At 60.6% G+C, this 18,508-nt stretch carries 16 protein-coding genes and 2 tRNA genes; 2 read left to right on the top strand and 16 right to left on the bottom strand.

Features of this window, described 5'->3' with window-relative positions; translation table 11 throughout:
* Positions 1 to 45 precede the first annotated feature (45 nt).
* From ABHU32_RS08800 to gltB, 5 genes are all read right to left on the bottom strand, one after another.
* The gene (locus tag ABHU32_RS08800; protein ID WP_346979668.1) at positions 46 to 243 is read right to left on the bottom strand and encodes a hypothetical protein; all 198 of its coding nucleotides are present in this window, start codon (positions 241 to 243) and stop codon (positions 46 to 48) included.
* Between the two features lie 87 nt (positions 244 to 330).
* Positions 331 to 603, bottom strand: a complete 273-nt coding sequence (locus ABHU32_RS08795; protein WP_346979667.1) for a hypothetical protein — start codon at positions 601 to 603, stop codon at positions 331 to 333.
* Positions 604 to 796: 193 nt separating this feature from the next.
* Positions 797 to 1,504 (bottom strand): hypothetical protein, encoded by a 708-nt coding sequence (locus tag ABHU32_RS08790; protein ID WP_346979666.1) that lies wholly within the window; start codon positions 1,502 to 1,504, stop codon positions 797 to 799.
* A gap of 415 nt (positions 1,505 to 1,919) precedes the next feature.
* Positions 1,920 to 3,401: a glutamate synthase subunit beta gene (locus tag ABHU32_RS08785; protein ID WP_346979665.1), complete on the bottom strand. Its 1,482-nt coding sequence runs from the start codon at positions 3,399 to 3,401 to the stop codon at positions 1,920 to 1,922.
* A gap of 5 nt (positions 3,402 to 3,406) precedes the next feature.
* Positions 3,407 to 8,110 (bottom strand): glutamate synthase large subunit, encoded by a 4,704-nt coding sequence (gltB, locus tag ABHU32_RS08780; protein ID WP_346979664.1) that lies wholly within the window; start codon positions 8,108 to 8,110, stop codon positions 3,407 to 3,409.
* 518 nt (positions 8,111 to 8,628) lie between these two features.
* Here gltB and ABHU32_RS08775 point away from each other — a divergent pair.
* Complete coding sequence (locus ABHU32_RS08775; protein ID WP_346979663.1) at positions 8,629 to 9,921, top strand: Nramp family divalent metal transporter; 1,293 nt, start codon at positions 8,629 to 8,631, stop codon at positions 9,919 to 9,921.
* A 152-nt stretch (positions 9,922 to 10,073) separates the two neighbouring features.
* Here the strand turns inward: ABHU32_RS08775 and ABHU32_RS08770 are convergent, their stop codons facing one another.
* The 6 genes from ABHU32_RS08770 to ABHU32_RS08745 all read right to left on the bottom strand — a co-directional run bounded on the left by ABHU32_RS08770 (position 10,074) and on the right by ABHU32_RS08745 (position 12,655).
* Positions 10,074 to 10,217, bottom strand: a complete 144-nt coding sequence (locus ABHU32_RS08770) for a rubredoxin-like domain-containing protein (RefSeq protein WP_006235327.1) — start codon at positions 10,215 to 10,217, stop codon at positions 10,074 to 10,076.
* 88 nt (positions 10,218 to 10,305) lie between these two features.
* Positions 10,306 to 10,809 carry a flavin reductase family protein gene (locus tag ABHU32_RS08765; protein ID WP_117746556.1) on the bottom strand — a complete coding sequence of 168 codons (504 nt, stop codon included), beginning with the start codon at positions 10,807 to 10,809 and terminating at the stop codon, positions 10,306 to 10,308.
* A gap of 206 nt (positions 10,810 to 11,015) precedes the next feature.
* The gene (smpB, locus tag ABHU32_RS08760) at positions 11,016 to 11,486 is read right to left on the bottom strand and encodes an SsrA-binding protein SmpB (protein ID WP_006235325.1); all 471 of its coding nucleotides are present in this window, start codon (positions 11,484 to 11,486) and stop codon (positions 11,016 to 11,018) included.
* A complete protein-coding gene (locus ABHU32_RS08755) occupies positions 11,476 to 12,393 on the bottom strand; it encodes a tetratricopeptide repeat protein (protein WP_035137397.1) in 918 nt (305 codons plus the stop codon). Before ABHU32_RS08755 ends, smpB begins: the two co-directional genes overlap by 11 nt.
* Positions 12,394 to 12,487: 94 nt before the next feature.
* Positions 12,488 to 12,564, bottom strand: a tRNA-Glu gene (locus ABHU32_RS08750).
* A gap of 17 nt (positions 12,565 to 12,581) precedes the next feature.
* Positions 12,582 to 12,655, bottom strand: a tRNA-Gln gene (locus ABHU32_RS08745).
* 276 nt (positions 12,656 to 12,931) lie between these two features.
* Here ABHU32_RS08745 and ABHU32_RS08740 point away from each other — a divergent pair.
* On the top strand, positions 12,932 to 13,342 hold the full coding sequence (locus tag ABHU32_RS08740; protein WP_006235322.1) for a hypothetical protein: 411 nt from the start codon (positions 12,932 to 12,934) through the stop codon (positions 13,340 to 13,342).
* Between the two features lie 196 nt (positions 13,343 to 13,538).
* On the opposite strand, the gene ABHU32_RS08735 is transcribed toward ABHU32_RS08740, so the two are convergent.
* From ABHU32_RS08735 to ABHU32_RS08715, 5 genes are all read right to left on the bottom strand, one after another.
* Positions 13,539 to 13,898 (bottom strand): arsenate reductase family protein, encoded by a 360-nt coding sequence (locus ABHU32_RS08735; protein ID WP_118226386.1) that lies wholly within the window; start codon positions 13,896 to 13,898, stop codon positions 13,539 to 13,541.
* 92 nt (positions 13,899 to 13,990) lie between these two features.
* A complete protein-coding gene (locus tag ABHU32_RS08730) occupies positions 13,991 to 15,043 on the bottom strand; it encodes a MupG family TIM beta-alpha barrel fold protein (RefSeq protein WP_346979662.1) in 1,053 nt (350 codons plus the stop codon).
* Between the two features lie 117 nt (positions 15,044 to 15,160).
* Positions 15,161 to 16,591, bottom strand: coding sequence for a PTS transporter subunit EIIC (locus ABHU32_RS08725; protein ID WP_117757888.1), 1,431 nt, complete (start codon positions 16,589 to 16,591; stop codon positions 15,161 to 15,163).
* A 57-nt stretch (positions 16,592 to 16,648) separates the two neighbouring features.
* Complete coding sequence (gene murQ, locus ABHU32_RS08720; protein ID WP_346979661.1) at positions 16,649 to 17,572, bottom strand: N-acetylmuramic acid 6-phosphate etherase; 924 nt, start codon at positions 17,570 to 17,572, stop codon at positions 16,649 to 16,651.
* Between the two features lie 10 nt (positions 17,573 to 17,582).
* A complete protein-coding gene (locus ABHU32_RS08715; protein ID WP_055310345.1) occupies positions 17,583 to 18,434 on the bottom strand; it encodes a MurR/RpiR family transcriptional regulator in 852 nt (283 codons plus the stop codon).
* Positions 18,435 to 18,508 lie beyond the last annotated feature (74 nt).

Raw genomic sequence — 18,508 nt, 5'->3', positions numbered from 1 at the left:
TAAACTGCTCAATTTTTCGTGCTCACGGTGCTCATTTCCCGGTGATCACTCGGACCACTTCTTAGTGAACATCAACAGCAGCAAGCAATCCTCCGCCGTGCGCCAAAACGACGTCACCCGCACGCCGTCGACGCGCTCGAGCGCGCCCGCAATCTGCGGACGCAACAACCTGCACCCGCCGCTCAACGTCACCGAACAGCAAGTCTTAACAAGGAAACGCGGCCCGAGCAGATCATTCGGCATCTCCAGACCCCATATCAGCGCGGCGTCATATCCCCAAAACGCCCAATCGGGATGAAATTCCGCAAGCCCTTTGATAGTCCTCAGCGCTCACTCCGCCGGCGTCAATGCATCCCAATCATGCTGAAAACAGAACAGGTACGGCTCGGGCTCCGCGATATCGTCGGTTCCAACATGGCGTCGTAGCCACATAAGCTCGGTATTGTCATGCGTTGCGAGCAGCGCACCTTGCTTGGCCGTCTTCTCCGTGAGCCGCGCGAGCATCCTATTCCACGCCAACGTGTTGCGAGTCGCATGTTTGTGTTTGAGAACGGTATTAGACACTTTCATCACCACCACGTCAGACAAATGGACCATCGTCACCGTTGCCTCCGCTGACAAATGTCTTGATCTGTAACAGGAAGACAGTCTTTGAGCCTCTAGTTGTTACAGAACAAGATCTTTCGGCAGCCGCCAACCTTCCGTCTCAATCTGTAACAGTTACGGGCCCAAACAGCCGCCAAACGTTACAGATTGAGACAAAGTCAGGGCAGCAGGGCGATGCCAGTCACATCCCCTACTCCCATTCTTGTTCGTAGATGTTGAGGGACTTTACGTAGCGCCCCTGGGCGCCCATGATGTCGCGGACCAGGCGCAAAAAGAAGCTGATGCACGAGGTGTCAAAGCCATCCTGCAGATCCTCGGGATGCACCGCACCCGGTCCATCGACCGCCGTGTCACTCAGGCGTGCGATGTCATACAGATAGAGCTGTCCCGCCGTCAGCCAGACATCGTCGACGCAGGCGAGGCGCACCGCAATCGCTCCGTCGCTCCAATGCTCCTTTTGCACGATATGCGGGTCGTAGACATCAAAACGACGGTCGGTGCGCGTGTCCTTCAGCGCGACCATACCAGTCGCAGGATCCTTGTCCAAAATGCCAAAGCGCGAGAAATACTGCGTGTCGCGTACCTGCTCGAGCCGCTTGAGCGAGGCAGGCGAAAGCGATGCCGGCGGCTCGTCAACATACAGCTCGAGCAGCGTCTTGCCATGGCGATAGGGGCGCTCGAAGAGCAGCCAATCGGTAAATGCCATGTTATAGGCCATGATTTCGTTTTGCGAAGGCTCGGTGCAATAGCTGAGCCACGGGTCGACAATGATCTCGAACTGTTCGCGCGCCGGCTCCAAAAACTGGAACTTCCGCAGCATCCAAAAATGGGCCATGTCGGCAATATCGTTGCCGACGGCTTCGGCTAGCTGCGCTCGGTCTAAAGCGTGGTCAGTCATGGCATCCTCCTCAAACTGATAGACCTCAATTTGAGCTTACGAGGAGGGTGGGCAGCCACGACCAGCGCGGGCAAAATAGGCCTCCGGCCGCAAACCAGATGCTGACCAAACACTTGACGGGATGCTTGACCGAAAATGCGCACCGCAACAAAACCGCAGGTAAACATAGACGGCCAACCCGCCCTTTTGAGCCAAGCGCCCCCGGCCACCACAGAAACAGCAGAGCACCACAGCTCAAGAAGACGCCGAATGGACACTCGCGCGTCGACAAACGGACAAATCGGTCGCAAACCCGCAAGGAGTGTCCCCGGGTGCCGGCCCAAAAGGAACGTCCCCAACTGCCGGCACTTGGGGACGTTCCTTTTGGGCCGGCCGTTGGGGACGGCCCTTGACGATTCAGCTGTGGACAGCCGCCTTACAGCTCCAGCGCCTCGGCGACTTCGGCAGCGCAGGCCAGGGCGTCGGCCATGGCGCTCACCACGAGCGAGCTGCCGTTGCGCGCATCACCGGCAACATACACCGGCGCGGCATCCGCGGCGACGCCGCCGACACGCGCCGCAAGATGCGAGCTCTCGGCGGCCATCACAGGCAGCGGACGACCAGCAGTGGCAACGGGCACGCCAACGGCGTCGAACACACTGTGCTCCGGGCCCGTGAAGCCGCAGGCGATCAGCACCAGCTGCGCCGGCACCTCGTGCTCGGAGCCCGCAATGCGTTCAGGCTTGCCGGCCGACCAATCTAGGTCGGCCACGCGCAGGCCCGCGGCAGTGCCCTTCTTATCCAGCAGCACCTCGAGCGTATCCACGCCCCAAGCGCGCATCTCGCCGCCCATGGCAGCGATGGCCTCCTGCTGGCCGTAGTCGGTCTTCTTAACGTTTGGCCACTGCGGCCAGGGGTTGCTCGCCGCGCGCGCATCAGGCGCCGCCGGCAAGAACTCAAACTGGCGCACGCTGCGCGCGCCCTGACGCACCGCGGTACCCACGCAGTCGTTGCCGGTATCGCCGCCGCCAACGACCACAACGTCCAGGCCGCGCGCGTTCACCGTGGGCTCGCCGCCATCGAGCACCGAGATGGTCGAAGCCGTCAGGTAGTCCACGGCATACACCACGCCGGGCGCATCGATGTTCGCAGCAGAAAGCCCACGCGGGGCGCGGGCGCCGGCAGCCACCACGACGGCGTCAAAGCCATCGAGCTTGGCCGCCACCGCAGGGTTCGTAACGTCAGCGCCCAGCTCAAAGACGATACCCAGCTCGCGCATAAGTGCCACGCGACGCTCGACCACGGACTTCTCGAGCTTCATGTTGGGAATGCCGTACATGAGCAGGCCGCCCGGGCGGTCGTCACGCTCAAACACCGTCACGCGGGCACCGCGACGCGCAAGCTCCCATGCTGCCGCCAGACCAGCAGGACCAGAGCCCACCACGGCAACCGTGGGCGCGCCCTCCCCTGCCGGCTCAAAGCGGCGCGGACCGCCGTTGGCCCACTCATGGTCGCTGATCGCACGCTCGTTGTCATGGATCGTCGTGGGTTGGCCATCGACCGAACCCAGGTTGCACGCGGCCTCGCACAACGCCGGGCACACGCGACTCGTAAACTCGGGCATGGGCGAGGTGAGCGACAGGCGCTCGACAGCCTCATCCCAGCGGCCGCGGTACACCAGCTCATTCCACTCGGGAATCAGATTGTGCAGCGGGCAGCCACTCGGACGCGCCTTGCCAAAGCTCGCGCCCATCTGGCAAAACGCCACACCACACATCATGCAGCGGCTCGCCTGGGCACGGCGCGCATCGTCGTCGAGCTCCACGTACAGCGGATCGAAATCGCGGCTGCGCTCCTCCACGGGGCGCAGCTCGTGGGTCACGCGATCGATATCAAGAAAAGCACCGGGCTTACCCATGGCACTTACGCCTCCTTCTTGGTCGAAGCAACAGAGCTGGCAGCCACGGACGCAGCGCCCGCGCCAGCAGCACCACCCGCCACATCAAAGCGAGCGACATCGGCGGCGTCGGCGCGACCGGTCACAATGTCAAACGCCAGCTCCTCGGCCTGCGCATGCGTCTTGCCGACGGCCTCGGCGGCGGCGACAATCGCCAGCACGCGCTCGTACTCGGTTGGAATGACCTTCACAAAGTGCTTGCTCATCGTCTCAAAGCTGTAGAGCAGCTTAATACCGCGCGGGCTCTGCGTCGCGTCCACGTGCTCCTGGATGAGCGCACGAATCTGCGCCAGCTCGCCGGCCGTCGGGGCCTTGAGCTCAACGCTCTCGTGGTTCACACGGGCATCGAGCGTGCCGTACTGGTCAAAGACGTAAGCCACGCCGCCCGTCATGCCGGCGGCGAAGTTCTGCCCGACCTCGCCCAGGATGAGCGCCAGACCGCCCGTCATGTACTCGCAGCCATGGTTGCCGCAGCCCTCGACCACCACCGTGGCACCGGAGTTGCGCACGCCAAAGCGCTGGCCTGCCAGGCCGTTAATGAAACCGCGACCGCTCGTGGCGCCAAAGAACGCAACATTGCCCACGATGATGTTCTCGTCGAACTTGTAGGTCGCATGCGGGTTGGGGCGCACCGACACCTCGCCGCCCGAAAGGCCCTTGCCAAAGTAGTCGTTGGCGTCGCCGCACACGTTGAGCGTAATGCCGCGCGGCAGGAAGGCGCCAAAGCTCTGACCAGCCGAACCATCGCAATCGATGGTGATGGAGCCGGCGGGCAGGCCCTCGGGATGCGCCTTGGTCACCGCGTTACCCAAGATGGTGCCCACGCAGCGGTTGACGTTGGCGATATCGGCGCGGAAGCGAATCGGACGCAGGTGCGCACGGGCATCGGCCGTATAGGGCACAAACAACGTGGAGTCGAGCGTCTTGTCGAGCTCGCTGTCGGCAGCCATCTGCGGCAGGAAGTGACGACCGTCGGCACCCGGGATGTGGGCACCAAACTCACAGGTCGCGCTTGCCAGCACGGGCGACAGATCCAGCAGGTTAGCCTTGCGATTGCCCGGGACCTCGATCTGGCGCAAGCACTCGGGATGGCCGACCATCTCGTCGACGGTGCGGAAGCCCAGGCTCGCCATGACCTCGCGCAGCTGCTCGGCAACAAAGAGCATAAAGCGCTCGACGTGCTCGGGCTTGCCGCGGAAGCCGCGACGCAGGCGGCAGTTTTGCGTAGCGATGCCGGCCGGGCAGGTGTCCTGCTGGCAGTCGCGCTGCATGAGGCAGCCCATGGAGATGAGCGGCATGGTCGCAAAACCAAACTCCTCGGCACCCAGCAGGCAGGCGACGGCGACATCGGTACCGTCCATGAGCTTGCCGTCGGCCTCGAGCACCACGCGCGAGCGCAGGCCGTTTTGCAGCAGCGTCTGCTGGGCCTCGGCAAGGCCAAGCTCCAGCGGCAGACCGGCGTGCCAGATCGAATCGCGCGCCGCGGCACCGGAGCCGCCGTTGTGGCCGCTGATCAAGATCTTGTCGGCGGCACCCTTGGCCACACCGGTGGCGATGGTGCCGACACCGGCCTCGCTGACCAGCTTGACCGACACGCGAGCGCCGGGGTTGGCGTTCTTAAGGTCAAAGATCAGCTCTGCCAGGTCCTCGATGGAGTAGATGTCGTGGTGCGGCGGAGGCGAGATCAGGCCGATGCCGGGCGTGGACTGACGAACCTCGGCGATCCAGGGGTAGACCTTCTTGCCGGGCAGGTGGCCGCCCTCGCCGGGCTTGGCGCCCTGGGCCATCTTGATCTGAATCTCGAAGGCGCTGCACAGGTAGCGGCTCGTCACGCCAAAGCGCGCGCTTGCCACCTGCTTGATGGCGGAGTTCTTGGAGTCACCGTTAGCCAGCGGGGTCTCGCGACGCGGGTCCTCGCCGCCCTCGCCCGAGTTGGAACGGCCGTGCAGGCGGTTCATGGCGATGGCCATGCACTCGTGTGCTTCCTTGCTGATGGAGCCGTACGACATGGCGCCGGTGTTAAAGCGGCGGACGATGTTGAGCGCGGGCTCCACCTCGTCGAGTGCCACCGGGGTGCGACCGTTGGCATTAAAGTCCAGCAGGTCACGCAGGCGCACGGCACGGCCGGTGCGGTGCAGGCGGGCGCTGTACTCCTTAAAGGTGTCGTAGCTGTCCTCGCGGCAGGCGGTCTGCAGCAGGTAGACGGTCTGCGGGTCGATAAGGTGATCCTCGCCGCCGAGCGGGCGCCACTTGGTCAGACCCAGCGTGGGCAGCTGATCGGGAGCCGGGCTCTTAAGGATAGCGAGCGCGGCGTCGTAGCGCTCATTCTGCTCGCGCTCGACGTCCTCGACACCCATACCGCCCACACGGCTCACCGTGCCGGCGAAGTACGCGTTGACGAACTCCGGAGTGAAGCCCACGGCCTCGAAGATCTGCGCGGAGTGGTAGCTCTGCACCGTGGAGATGCCCATCTTGGACATGATGGAAACGATGCCAGCGGTCGCAGCCTTGTTGTAGTTGGCGATGCCCTGCTCGGCTGTCACGTCCAGATCGCCGTGCACCGCCAAGTCGCGAATGCACGCGTGCGCGTTGTACGGATAGATGCCGCTCGCGGAGTAGCCCACCAGTGCCGCAAAGTCGTGCGGGGACACGGCGTCGCCGCACTCCACCACGATGTCGGCAAAGGTACGCACGCCGGCGCGAATCAGGTGGTTGTGCACGCAGCCCACGGCGAGCAGCGACGGCACAGGGACCTCGCCCGCCGCAGCACGGTCGCTCAGCACCACGATGTTCACGCCATCGCGAACCGCGGCCTCGACGTCTTCGGCAAGCTGCTTGAGCGCAGCCTGCAGCGCGCCCTCACCCGCGTCGCGGCGGTACACGGCACGGAAACGGCGGGTCTTAAAGCCCACGCGGTCGATGGCGCAGATACGCTCGAACTCCTCCTCGCTCAGCAGTGGGCGCTCCAAGCGCACCAGCTGACAGGCCGCACGAGAGTCCTCGAGCAGGTTGCCGTGGTTGCCCAGGTAGAGCGTGGTCGAGGTGACCATATGCTCGCGAAGGGCGTCGATGGGCGGGTTCGTGACCTGGGCGAACAGCTGATAGAAGTAGTCAAAGAACGAGCGCGTCTTCTTGGACAGGCAGGCCAGCGGCACATCGATACCCATCGAGGCGAGCGGCGCCTTGCCCTGCTGGGCCATGGGACGCACGACTTCGTCAACATCATCCCAGTGATAGCCGAGCTTAGCCATGCGCACGACGGCAGGCACCTCGGCGTCCTCGGCGGGTGTTGCCGCAACGGGCTCATCGAGCGCGTCGACGGTCAGTGTCTCCTCGGCAATCCAATCACGGTAGGGCTTTTCCTTGGCATAGCGGGCGCGCAGCTCGTCGTTGTAGATCACGCGGCCGCGGGCAAAATCGACCTCGAGCATCTGGCCCGGTCCCAGACAGCCGCTCGTCAGGATGTTCTCGGGGCTCACCTCGATGGTGCCCACCTCACTCGCCAGCATAAAGCGGCCGTCACGCGTCACGTAGTAGCGAGCCGGACGCAGGCCGTTACGGTCGAGGGCGGCACCCAGGGTACGGCCGTCGGTAAAGGCGATAGCGGCAGGACCGTCCCACGGCTCCATGAGCATGGACTGGTAAGCGTCGTAGGCGCGGCGCTCCTCACTCAGACTGTCGTTGTGGTCCCACGGCTCAGGCAGTAACATGGACGCGGCACGCGTAAGCGGGCGACCGTTCATGACCAAAAACTCAAGCACATTGTCCAGAATCGCGGAATCGGAGCCCTCGCGGTTGATGATGGGCATCACGCGCTCAAGATCATGCTGCAGCACGGGACTGTACAGGTTGGGCTCGCGGGCGCGGATCCAGTTGACGTTGCCCTTGAGGGTGTTGATCTCGCCGTTATGGATGATAAAACGGTTGGGGTGCGCGCGTTCCCAGCTGGGCGTGGTGTTGGTGGAGTAGCGCGAGTGGACAAGCGCCACGGCCGTCTTGACGGCGGCGTCGTTGAGATCGATGAAGAAGCGGCGCATCTGTGTGGCGACCAGCATGCCCTTGTACACGATGGTGCGCGAGCTCATGGAGCACACATAGAAGATCTTGTCGCGCAGGGCAAACTCGGCGTCAGCCTTCTTCTCGATGGTGCGGCGGCACACGTACAGGCGGCGCTCGAAGGCGTCGCCGGCGGGCGTGTCGTCCGGACGGCCCAGGAAAGCCTGCAAGATGGTGGGCATGCAGGCGCGGGCTGTCTCGCCCAGGTCGTGCGGGTCGACCGGCACCTCGCGCCAAAAGAGCAGCGGCACGCCGGCCTCGGCGCAGCCCTCCTCAAACACGCGACGGGCATCCTCTACGCCCTTGTCGTCCTGCGGGAAGAACAGCATGGCCACGCCATAGTCGCCCTCTGCCGGCAGAATCTGGCCGCACTTTTGAGCCTCTTTGCGGAAAAAATGATGCGGAACCTGGAACAGGATGCCGGCGCCGTCGCCGGTGTTCTTCTCGAGTCCCGTACCGCCGCGGTGCTCCAAGTTGACCAGAATGGACAGCGCGTCGTCCAGAATCTGGTGATGGCGCTCGCCGTTGATATCGGCAAGCGCGCCGATGCCACATGCATCGTGGTCGAATTCGGGGCGATAAAGGCCCTGCTGCTGAGCGGAATCTGCCTGCATCGCGATCCTCCCCTAGGTGTTAGACAGTCAGTTGACTAGGCATACTAGGTGCATCGCCGGCCCGTTGTGTTTCCCGCCCGTTTCGAAACAATCGCGTAACGCACGCCCTACGAGTGGGTGCCGCAGGTGGAGTACGCGCCCGAGGTGTCGATTGAACCCATCGACAACGCCACCTTCCGCGTGCCGGGCGGTCTGTAAGCTCAGTGCATCTAACATCTCAATCTGTAACAGGAAGACCCAATTTTGGCGCCTAGATGTTACAGATTGAGACGTTTTTGAGAAACGGCTCCGAATGTCTCAATCTGTAACACGGAGGGTCGGTTTTGGCGGCCAGCTGTTACAGATCGAGATATTCCATAGGACCATTTCTTCCTGTCTTGATCTGTAACACCTAAACCCAATTTCCATCCCTAGTTGTTACAGATCAAGACATTTCGGCAATCCCCTTTTCACCATCTTATTCAAATACAACTATTTTGTTAGTCTCGGTTAACTTTTTGGCCTAAAACGGGTATCCTTTGCGGCGTCAAACAAACGGCACGCAGGAGCTCACCATGCTCAACCATCTCAAACAACACTTTGGCTCGCACCGCACCGGAGGCCACGGAGGTCTGGATATCGCCCGGCACATCGGCCCCGGGCTGCTCGTGACCGTCGGCTTTATCGACCCAGGCAATTGGGCCTCCAATATGGCCGCCGGCTCGCAGTTTGGCTACGCGCTGCTGTGGATCGTCACGCTGTCCACGATCATGCTCATCGTGTTGCAGCACAACGCGGCACACCTGGGTATCGCCACGGGCGCCTGCCTTGCCGAGGCCACGACCCGCTTTCTCCCCCGCTTCGTTGGGCGCACGGTGCTCGCCAGTGCCTACCTCGCGACCATCGCCACCGCCATGGCCGAAGTCCTGGGCGGTGCGATCGCGCTCCAGATGCTCTTTGGGCTGCCCGTGCGCGCGGGCTGCGTCATCGTGGCGGCAGTATCGATGGCGATGCTCATGACGAGCTCCTACAAGCGCGCCGAGCGATGGATCATCGCCTTCGTAGGCATGGTAGGACTCTCGTTTTTGGCTGAGCTTACGCTGGTCAAGGTCGACTGGCCGCAGGCCGCCGCAAGCTGGATCACACCCAGTATGCCCACCGGCTCGGCCGCGATTATCGTTAGTGTCCTGGGTGCGGTCGTTATGCCCCACAACCTCTTTCTACACTCCGAGGTCATCCAATCCATGCACTTCGAAGGCCAAGGCGAGCAGGTTATCGAGGAACGTCTGCGCTACGAGCTCTTCGACACGCTCTTTTCGATGGGCGTGGGCTGGGCGATCAACTCGGCCATGGTCATCCTGGCCGCAACGACCTTCTTTGCGCACGGCATTCTCGTAGACGACCTCGCCGTCGCAGCGGACACGCTCTCCCCCATTCTGGGCCCGGCAAGCTCGACCATCTTTGCGGTGGCGCTGCTGTTTGCGGGCATATCGAGTAGTGTGACGGCGGGCATGGCGGCGGGCACCATCACCGCGGGCATGTTCGACGAGGAATACGACATCCACGACCGGCACTCATCGATTGGAGTGGCGGTCTGTTTCGTCGGCGCAGTGGCGGCGTGCCTGATCGTCCCGAATCCTTTTGAGGGTCTCATCTGGAGTCAGGCGCTGCTGTCGCTTCAGCTGCCAATTACGGTCTTTGTGCTCATACGACTCACCAGTTCGCCCCGCGTCATGGGCAAATACACCAACTCGCGCCCGCTCAACGCGCTGCTCGTAGGAATCGGCGTCATCGTGACGATTCTCGACATCGTGCTGCTAACGGGGATGTAATTGGGATGGCGTGACTGTCCAGATATAACGTCTCAATCTGTAACACGTGAGACCGTTTTAAACCGTCAGATAAATCAAAAGGGTCCCGGCCGAGAATTCGACCGGGGCCCTTGGACAGAGCTATATGTTGTTGCAAGTCGTGTGTCTACGAGCTACTCCTCGACAAGCTCAAACTCATCGGGGCCGACGCCGCAGACCGGGCACACGTAGTCCTCGGGCAGCTCGGGCGTGTCGACCTCAACCTCGTAACCGCAAACGGTGCACACAAACTTATACGTCTTCTTCTCCTCAGCCATGATGTTCTCCTCTCGAACGTGACTGCTGGTGTACTTACTTATTAGTATATATTCTCAATAACATAATGCAAGTATTTTTAGAACATTTCTAGCCTTGATACGATGAGGCTTTGGGCGGCGTCTTGCCCTTTAGCACCTTGTGATAGTAGTCGTACGTCAGCGGCGTCTCGTCGCTCAGGCGCTCGGCATCCTCGACCTCGCCAATAAACAGCAGATGCGTGCCCACATCCACAGTGTCGATCAAACGGCAGCTAAACAGGGCCGCCGCGTGCTCAGGCACATAGGGCATGCCCAGAGCCGTCTCGCGGGTCTCGTATTTGGCAAACTTGTCATAATCGCTGCTGGTGCGGAACCCAAAGTTACCGATGTAGAGCATGTCGGCAGTCTGATCGATCACGGTCAGCGCGAACGCTTTGGCCGATGCGATGACGCCCGAGGTGACATTGTCCTTGTTCACGGCAACCGAAATACGCGGCGGCATGGACGTCACCTGCACCGCAGTGTTGATGACGCAGCCGGCGCGCAACCCGTCTGCCGCAGCGCTCACCACGTACAGACCGCTCGGCATGGTAAAGAACGCAGTTTTGTCCATAACGATCACTCCCCTAGCTCGGGTTGGAACCTCATGAATGAATGTACCCACAAAAAAGGCGGCACCCATAACGGACGCCGCCTTTAAGACATATGTGTCAGAACAGTAAGAAAGATGAGACGCCCGCAGTTGCGGTGAAATAGGGACTGAATAGCCCCTCAAACAGGAAAAACAGTCCGTATTCCACCGCAACTTATGCAGAGTGCCTAACGGTTGCGTTCCTTAAGGGCGCGGTCGATCTCGCGTTGGACATCACGCTTGGCCATGTCCTCGCGCTTGTCGTAGAGCTTCTTGCCGCGACCCAGACCCAGCAGCAGCTTTACGCGGCCGTCGGTATTAAAGTAGAGCTCCAACGGAACCAGCGCATAACCACGGTTGCGAAGTTTGCCGTCAAGAAAGTCGATCTCCTTGCGGTGCAGAAGCAGACGACGCCGACGGTCGGGATCGCGATTCCACACGCCACCATGGCTATAAGGGTGGATATGCAGTCCGACGAGCCAGCACTCGCCGCCACGAATCAGCGCAAAAGTGTCAGTGATCTGACAGGCGCGCTCGCGAATCGACTTGACCTCGGTGCCGCTCAGCTCAATACCGCACTCAAACGTCTCATCGATAAAGTACTCGTGATGTGCCGAGCGATTCTTGGAAATGAGTTTGCGCTCGCGCTTACTGGGCATCGCCGGCCTCCTTGGCTCCATCGGCGTTTGAGCCCGCAGTCTCGCGCTTTGCCTTGCGCTCGGCATTGAGCTCGGCATCGCTCTCGCGCACCAGTTTGATAATCGCCGCGCAGGCCTCCTCGCCCACCAAGTCGCGAGCACGTACCGTCAGGCGCGTCGCCTCCTGCTTGTCGCCGTCGCTTGCAGCATCGGTCGCGCACATAATCAGGCAGATGGCGATCTCGGCCGAAGGTGAGGTCGGCACGCCCTGCAGGGCGAGCTCACCCATCACGTGGTCGTCGCTCTCATCGGCGGCATCCGGATAGGTGGTATGGATCTTGTTGAGCAGGCGCGTCGTATGCGCATCGTTGGGCGCCAGGCGCAGCGCCAGACGCGCGCAGCCCACGGCAGCCGAAACGTTCTCGGTCTCGGGCTCCAAGAAGTACTGACCTAGATTGGCGTAAGCGCGGGCGGCGCACTTGCCATCGCTTGCACGCTCCAACACCGAGAACGAGAGCGATGCCCATTCCTGCTTGTCCTCGAGTGCACGGAACAACTCGGCCAAATCCAAGCGATAGTTGCAGTTCATGGGGTCCCAACGCACAGCCTGCATCAGGGCATTACGAGCGCTTACATAATCCTGCTGGCGAATGTAGGCAAACGCCATGTCAGAGTACAGGCGGTCAAACGGCACCTCGACCTGCACGAGCTCGCGCGGATCCTTCTCCACGCGGCGATAGGCCAAGCGCTCAAACTTGCTATCGAAGCTAAAGTATTGACGCTTCTCCTCCGTCTTGCACTCAGCATCAATATACTCCTCGGCGAGCTCCACCAGACGCTCCAGCAGCGGCGTCGCCGTAGCCAGGTCGCCCTGCGCCAGATAGTTCTCGGCATACGTGATGTCTTGCAAGCTGATGGGCAGATCCATGGCTACTCCTCGATCTGAGCGAAACACGGCAGGCGCCGTATATACGGTCAATACACAAAACCCGGGTCTCTTACGAGGCCCGGGCGTTCAATTTTGGTAGCCCGTACCAGATTCGAACTGGTGATCTCCGCCTTGAGAGGGCGGCGTCCTAAACCGCTAGACGAACGGGCCATATGTAGCAAATGCAATGGCTGGGATGGAGGGAGTCGAACCCCCATTGACGGAACCAGAATCCGCTGTCCTGCCATTAGACGACATCCCAATGACTGCATCGCTGCGCTCGGCTGTGCCTTTGCGCAAGAAAGAAATATACGGGAAGTCTCACCGTGACGCAAGCCCCAATTTTGACTTTTTTGAAATTCAGTCAAATTGGCCTAATTTAGTCCAACCCGTGAAGGACCTGTGAAGCCGACCGCTGTACACGAAGGGCAAAACGCCGCGAGCGGTAGCCGTCAACCGTTGGCAGATTCTACCGCGAAAACGATAGCACCAGGCAACACAATCGAAGTATCAATGATCACGTAGATATCGAGGCGCCATGGACGAAGAGCTTGATTACCTATGGGAGACCCTGGGCCTTGAGATCACTGCCGACCTTTGGCCCGAACGGGACAAAATCCATCCCACACTGCGCCCCGCCATTACTGTGGTGCAGGCAAAATACCGCCGTGCATCCTTTTTGATCATGCGGATGTCATGGCACGCGGGACTCCCCGACCTTAAGCGAATCCAGGCAAGCCTCGTCGAGTTGTCCGGTATGCCGACCGTCATATCCGAGGCGCACCTGGAGCAGCGCCAGCGCGAGCGACTGCAACAGCAGCGGATTCCCTTTATCTGCCCCGGCGTTCAGGCATATCTGCCCTTTATGGACGAGGAGTACTGGAGCGGCAAGCCCAACAAACACGTAAAGGTTTACGATCCGCACGAATGGGCACAGCTGGCGGACTGACTGGGGCAGGCCCGCCGGCGGAAAGTGCGTCCCAGATTTCAAGCTCAAACTGGTCCCTACTTTCCCGTCGAGCCCTCAACCGGAAACCGTGTCCCGCAATCGAAGCTCAGAATGGGACGTGCTTTCCGCAACCAGCCACTTTGGGAAAGTGCATCCCATTCTGGAAGCGAATTCCGGGTCGCACTTTCCGCAGCCGCTACAGCAACGCCTCGGCCCAAGCCGATTCCCTAAAGCCGGGAATCGCAAAGTCGTCGCCCACCAGCAGCGGACGCTTGACCAGCATGCCGTCGGTCGCCAGCAGCTCGTAGCACTCCCGATCCGTCATGCCCGCATCCAGACGCGCCTTCAGGCCCAGCTCTCGATATTTCATGCCCGACGAATTAAAGAAGCGCCGCACCGGCAGCCCCGAACGAGCAATCCAGGTCGCAAGCTCATCGGCCGTGGGGTTGTCCAAAACGATATCGCGATCGATATACTCTACCCCATGTTCGTCCAGCCATGCCTTGGCCTTCTTACAGGTCGAGCACTTGGGATATTCAACAAACAGTACGGTCATGAGAATCCTCCGAATATAGATCGGCCAACGCAGGCACACGCCACACGAGGCGCCTTCGTACGATGGGCCAATTGTAGCCCACGGGTCACACGCTAAACGAACCGTACCCCGAATCCGCGTTTGATGAACGGCAGCAGCTCCATTGCCTCGGGCGTGATATGGCCCGCAACGTTCATGCGCTCGTCACCGGGAAGATCGACCCGCGCAATCTCAAGCTCGCCTTCGTAGCGCCCATATCCGCTATTACTCACAGCGATCGACCCCGCCTTTCGCGGCAGGCCGGCTCCGGCATCCGTCGGCACGGAATCCGGCTTAAGCTTCGTACGTGACTCCTGAGACCTAAAGATGAGGACACTCGAGTCGGGCCGGTCGTGATGAATCTGCCCGCGCACATAGGCATAACCGGGCTCAAGCTCGCATTGCAAATCCACGTATCCGGCGGAAACTTGAGCAAACTGCGCCCAGCCCGCATCGGATAGATCGGGGTCGCCGACCAACACAATGTCGCAATCGGCGCCATGTGCAAGCTCAAGCATATTGAGAGCAACCTTTGACGCGCGACCGCGCTGCGCCTCGACCGTCGGCAGTCCCTCGAATACCGGCCCGCGAACGTTAGCATCACCCGGCACAAAAGCCATGATTTCGAATCCAAGCGCCGCAAGACGAAGATTCGTCCGAGCAATGTCCTCCAGAGCTAAACCGGTATAAGGCTTGGGGTAAAAATTGTGGCAGGCGGCAAAACGAGTCACATCGGCGCCGGCTTCACGCCACGATGCGATTTCATCAGAACTCACCGTCGATGCATTGACCACAATGCGAAATACACCGGACAGCTCCGCGACCCGCTGGGCGCTAAAGCCATAGTCCAAACGAAGGTATTCCAATCCCAGATCGCGCAGGTCCTCGATGCGCTCAAGCCCGAGCAAATCGCACGTGCGAGGCCCCACATCGGCAATGAGCGCAATGCCGCGGGCGGAAAGCAGCGACAGCACATGACGGACCTTATCGGCATACGCCGCTCCCCCATCCTCGGGAATATGCAGCGAGGTGAACGCATAGCGCGCACCCGCCGCGGCACCACGCTCAATCGTCCGCTCAATATCCTGCAATGGGCTGGAAAGATAAATCGAAATACCCGTTTTCACGCTTCAACGCTCCTTTAAAAAAGGCCGGCGGAGCAGTTAGCCCCGCCGGCACAACCATAGCATCAAGAAATCTGCCGCGCGCCGCGAACCCTGAGCAACACGGCTCGCAATATCAAACTACTCGCCAAAGAACTCGTTGATCTTCTGCTCGTCGACGCCAAAGAACCACGTCAGGACAAAGCCGGCGGCATAGGCAAGCAGCATAGCGGCAACGTAGCCGAGCTGCTGGCCAGGAACGACGATCAGCAGGCCAAACAAACCGGAAACGCCCTGAGAAACCGTGCCGATGTGAAGCAGCGCCGCGAGCGCGCCGCCAAATCCGGCACCCAGGCAGGCCGTCACAAACGGACGAACGAGCGGCAGCGTAACAGCATACATCAGAGGCTCGCCCACACCCAGGATTCCAACGGGAATGGACTCTGCGACGTACTTCTTGAGCTTGGCGTTCTTGGTCTTAAAGTACAGCGCCAAACCGGCACCGACCTGGCCGCCGCCAGCCATCATAAGGATGGGAAGCAGGTAATTGATACCCTTGGTAGCGCCGTCGGGATCGTTGAGCATAGCGTGGATCGGCGTGAGCGCCTGGTGCAGGCCGACGGACACCAGCGGCAAGAAGCCTGCCGACAGGATATAGCCGCCCAGGACGCCCAGCTTCTCGAAGATAAAGGTCAAAACGCTAAAGATGGCAGTCGTCAGCCATGCGCCTACCGGCTGGATGACGAGCATCAGAGCAAAGGCGCCGATGATGAGCACCAGCAGCGGGGACAAGAACGTGTCGAGTGCGTTGGGCATAACCTTGCGAATCTGACGCTCCATCCAGGCAAAAAATGCGCCAGCGATGAGAGCCGCGATCATGCCGCCCGCTGCGGGGTTGTACTGCGCACTGGTGAGCGGCAGCAAAATGGCAGTGGCAGGATCAGCCGCGCCAGGCGCAAGCAGGGGCATGGCACTGTTGGCGATGCACATCATGCCGGCGATGCCGCCCAGCGCAGCGGAACCACCAAACTCACGTGCCGCGTTATAGCCCACCAAGATAGGCAGATAGGCAAACAGGGCCCAGCCCATGGAACGAATGCCCTGGTACCACCACTCGCCTGCAAGCGCTCCTGCCGTCGAGACGTTAATGACGTTGCAGATACCGTTGATGAGGCCAGCCGCAATGATGCCGGGAAGCAGGGCGACGAAGACATTGGAAATCTTCTTGAGGAAGGCCTGAACCGGCTTGGACTCGTACTTGGCCTTCTGCGCGGCCTTGTTTGTGGCCGCAGCGTCAACCACGCTCTCGTCAGCAACGCCTTTCGCAAGGCCGGTGAGCTTGGAGAACTCCTCGAGCACCTTATTCACCTTGCCCGGACCCAGCACGATCTGCATCGTGTCGTCCTCGACCAGGCCCATTACGCCGTCGAGTGCCTTAATGCCCTCCGTGTCAACGTTGCCCGTGTCTTTGACGGTCACGCGCAGGCGCGTCATGCACGCCGCGTTTGCGAGCACGTTGTCTTTACCGCCCAAAAGGTCCAGCAGCTTTTGAGCCAGCTCTTTGTTCGTCATAACTCCTCCTTGTATTGGGTATCTCGTCTGGATGTCATATCAGCTCGCGCCGCGCACCTATTGGGCATCGGCGTTACTCTTCTCATGGCCACTCACCGCAGCACGGACATGGCCTCGCGCCCGCTCAAGAGCTAACGCAGCCTGCTCGGCATCGCAGTCCAGCAGTACCGAGACAATAGCGGTTTTTACGTGGCCGCCGGCATCTGCAAGCGCCTGAACAGCGCGCTCACGCGTGCAGCCGGTCGCCTCCATCACGATGTTCTGGCCGCGCACCACCAACTTCTCGTTCGTCTGCTGCACATCGACCATCAGGTTTTGGTATACCTTGCCGATCTTGACCATGGCACCGGTCGAAATCATGTTGAGAATGAGCTTTTGAACCGTTCCCGCCTTGAGCCTCGTTGAGCCGGTCAGCACCTCGGGACCGGGCACGGGCTCAATGGCAAGATCTGCGCTCTCCCCGATCTTCGACCCTTGGTTGCAGGCAATTGCAATGGTCTTGCACCCAGTTGCCTTGGCGTACACAAGGCCGCCCACCACATAAGGAGTACGACCGCTTGCCGCCAGGCCAACGACAAGATCCTTGTCCGAGAGTCCACGCTCCCGCAGGTCGTTCGCGCCAAGCTCATCGCTATCTTCGGCACCTTCGACAGCCTTGATAAACGCCGTCTCGCCTCCGGCAATGAGCCCGACAATCAGATCGGGTGACACGCCAAACGTGGGCGGACACTCCGAAGCGTCGAGTACGCCCAGACGACCGCTGGTGCCTGCGCCCATGTAAAAGACGCGCCCGCCGCGCTCGAGTGTCTCAGCAGCCCAGTCGATTGCTGTGGCAACCTGGGGCAGCACTTTCGTGACCGACTGGACGGCACGAAGATCCTCATCGTTCATCGTCGTGACGATTTGCAGCGATGTCATCGTATCGAGGTCCATTGACCTTTGATTACGCTGTTCGGTCGTGAATTTTGTTAAATCGAGCATTTCATTCACCTCATCTTTCCTGTTTCTCGATGTAGTTTTGCTTAATGACATGCGTCGCCCGTTCGTAGTCGCTGGCAACGTAAGCAGCGTACAGGGCATCGACAACCATAAGCTGGGCCATACGCGAAGCCATGGCACCGCTGCGGACCAAGGGTTCACTCGCAGCGACGCCGAGCACGGCATCGGCCATGGTGGCAAGCTTGGATGATCCATCTACTTTGGTAACGGCCACAACGGGACAGTTGTGACGTTGAGCCTCGGCGGTGCAGTCCAGCACCTCTTGCGTCAAGCCCGAGTAGCTAAAGGCGATTGCCATATCGCCCTCATGCATGTTCTTGGCACATAAGAGCTGATCATGCCAGTCGTCGTACAGATGGCACTCTTTGTCGACACGCATGAGCTTTTGCGCCAGGTCGTGCGCGACCAAACGAGAAGCACCAATACCGAACAGATTGACCGCGCGTGCCCGCTTAAGACGGGCCGCGCATCGCTCCAAGACGGTGTAATCGAGCGTTCGCGCCGTCGCCTCGATCGTGCGCACGTTGCTTTTCATCACCTTCCCCACGATGCGTTCGACGCTGTCATCCATGGAGATGTCCTCGAGGGCTACGTCTTTCTTGTCACCTAAGAGCGCCAGCTCGGCAATCAGTTCGCGCTGGAACTCCTTGTAGCCCGCAAAACCCAAACGCTTGCAAAAGCGCAAAATGCTCGAGGGCGAGGAGAACGTGACATCGGCAAGACCGCGGACGGACAGCCCGACCACCTCGTGCGGATGAGCGCTTACATATGCGATGACATTGCGTTCCGCCGGGCTCGCGCTGAGCTCACGCTCGCGAAGCCGCAAAAGCAATCCGTTTGCCATCTCAAACACCTCCGTTGAGAAGAATTAAAGACCAACGAACGATTCGTACCGGATACAAACAGCTTTTGCGGTAC

Source organism: Collinsella aerofaciens (assembly GCF_039758965.1).
GTDB classification, from domain to species: Bacteria; Actinomycetota; Coriobacteriia; order Coriobacteriales; family Coriobacteriaceae; genus Collinsella; species Collinsella aerofaciens_BR.
Note: the sequence above shows the minus strand (reverse complement) of the source record. Positions and strands in the feature narration are given on the sequence as shown.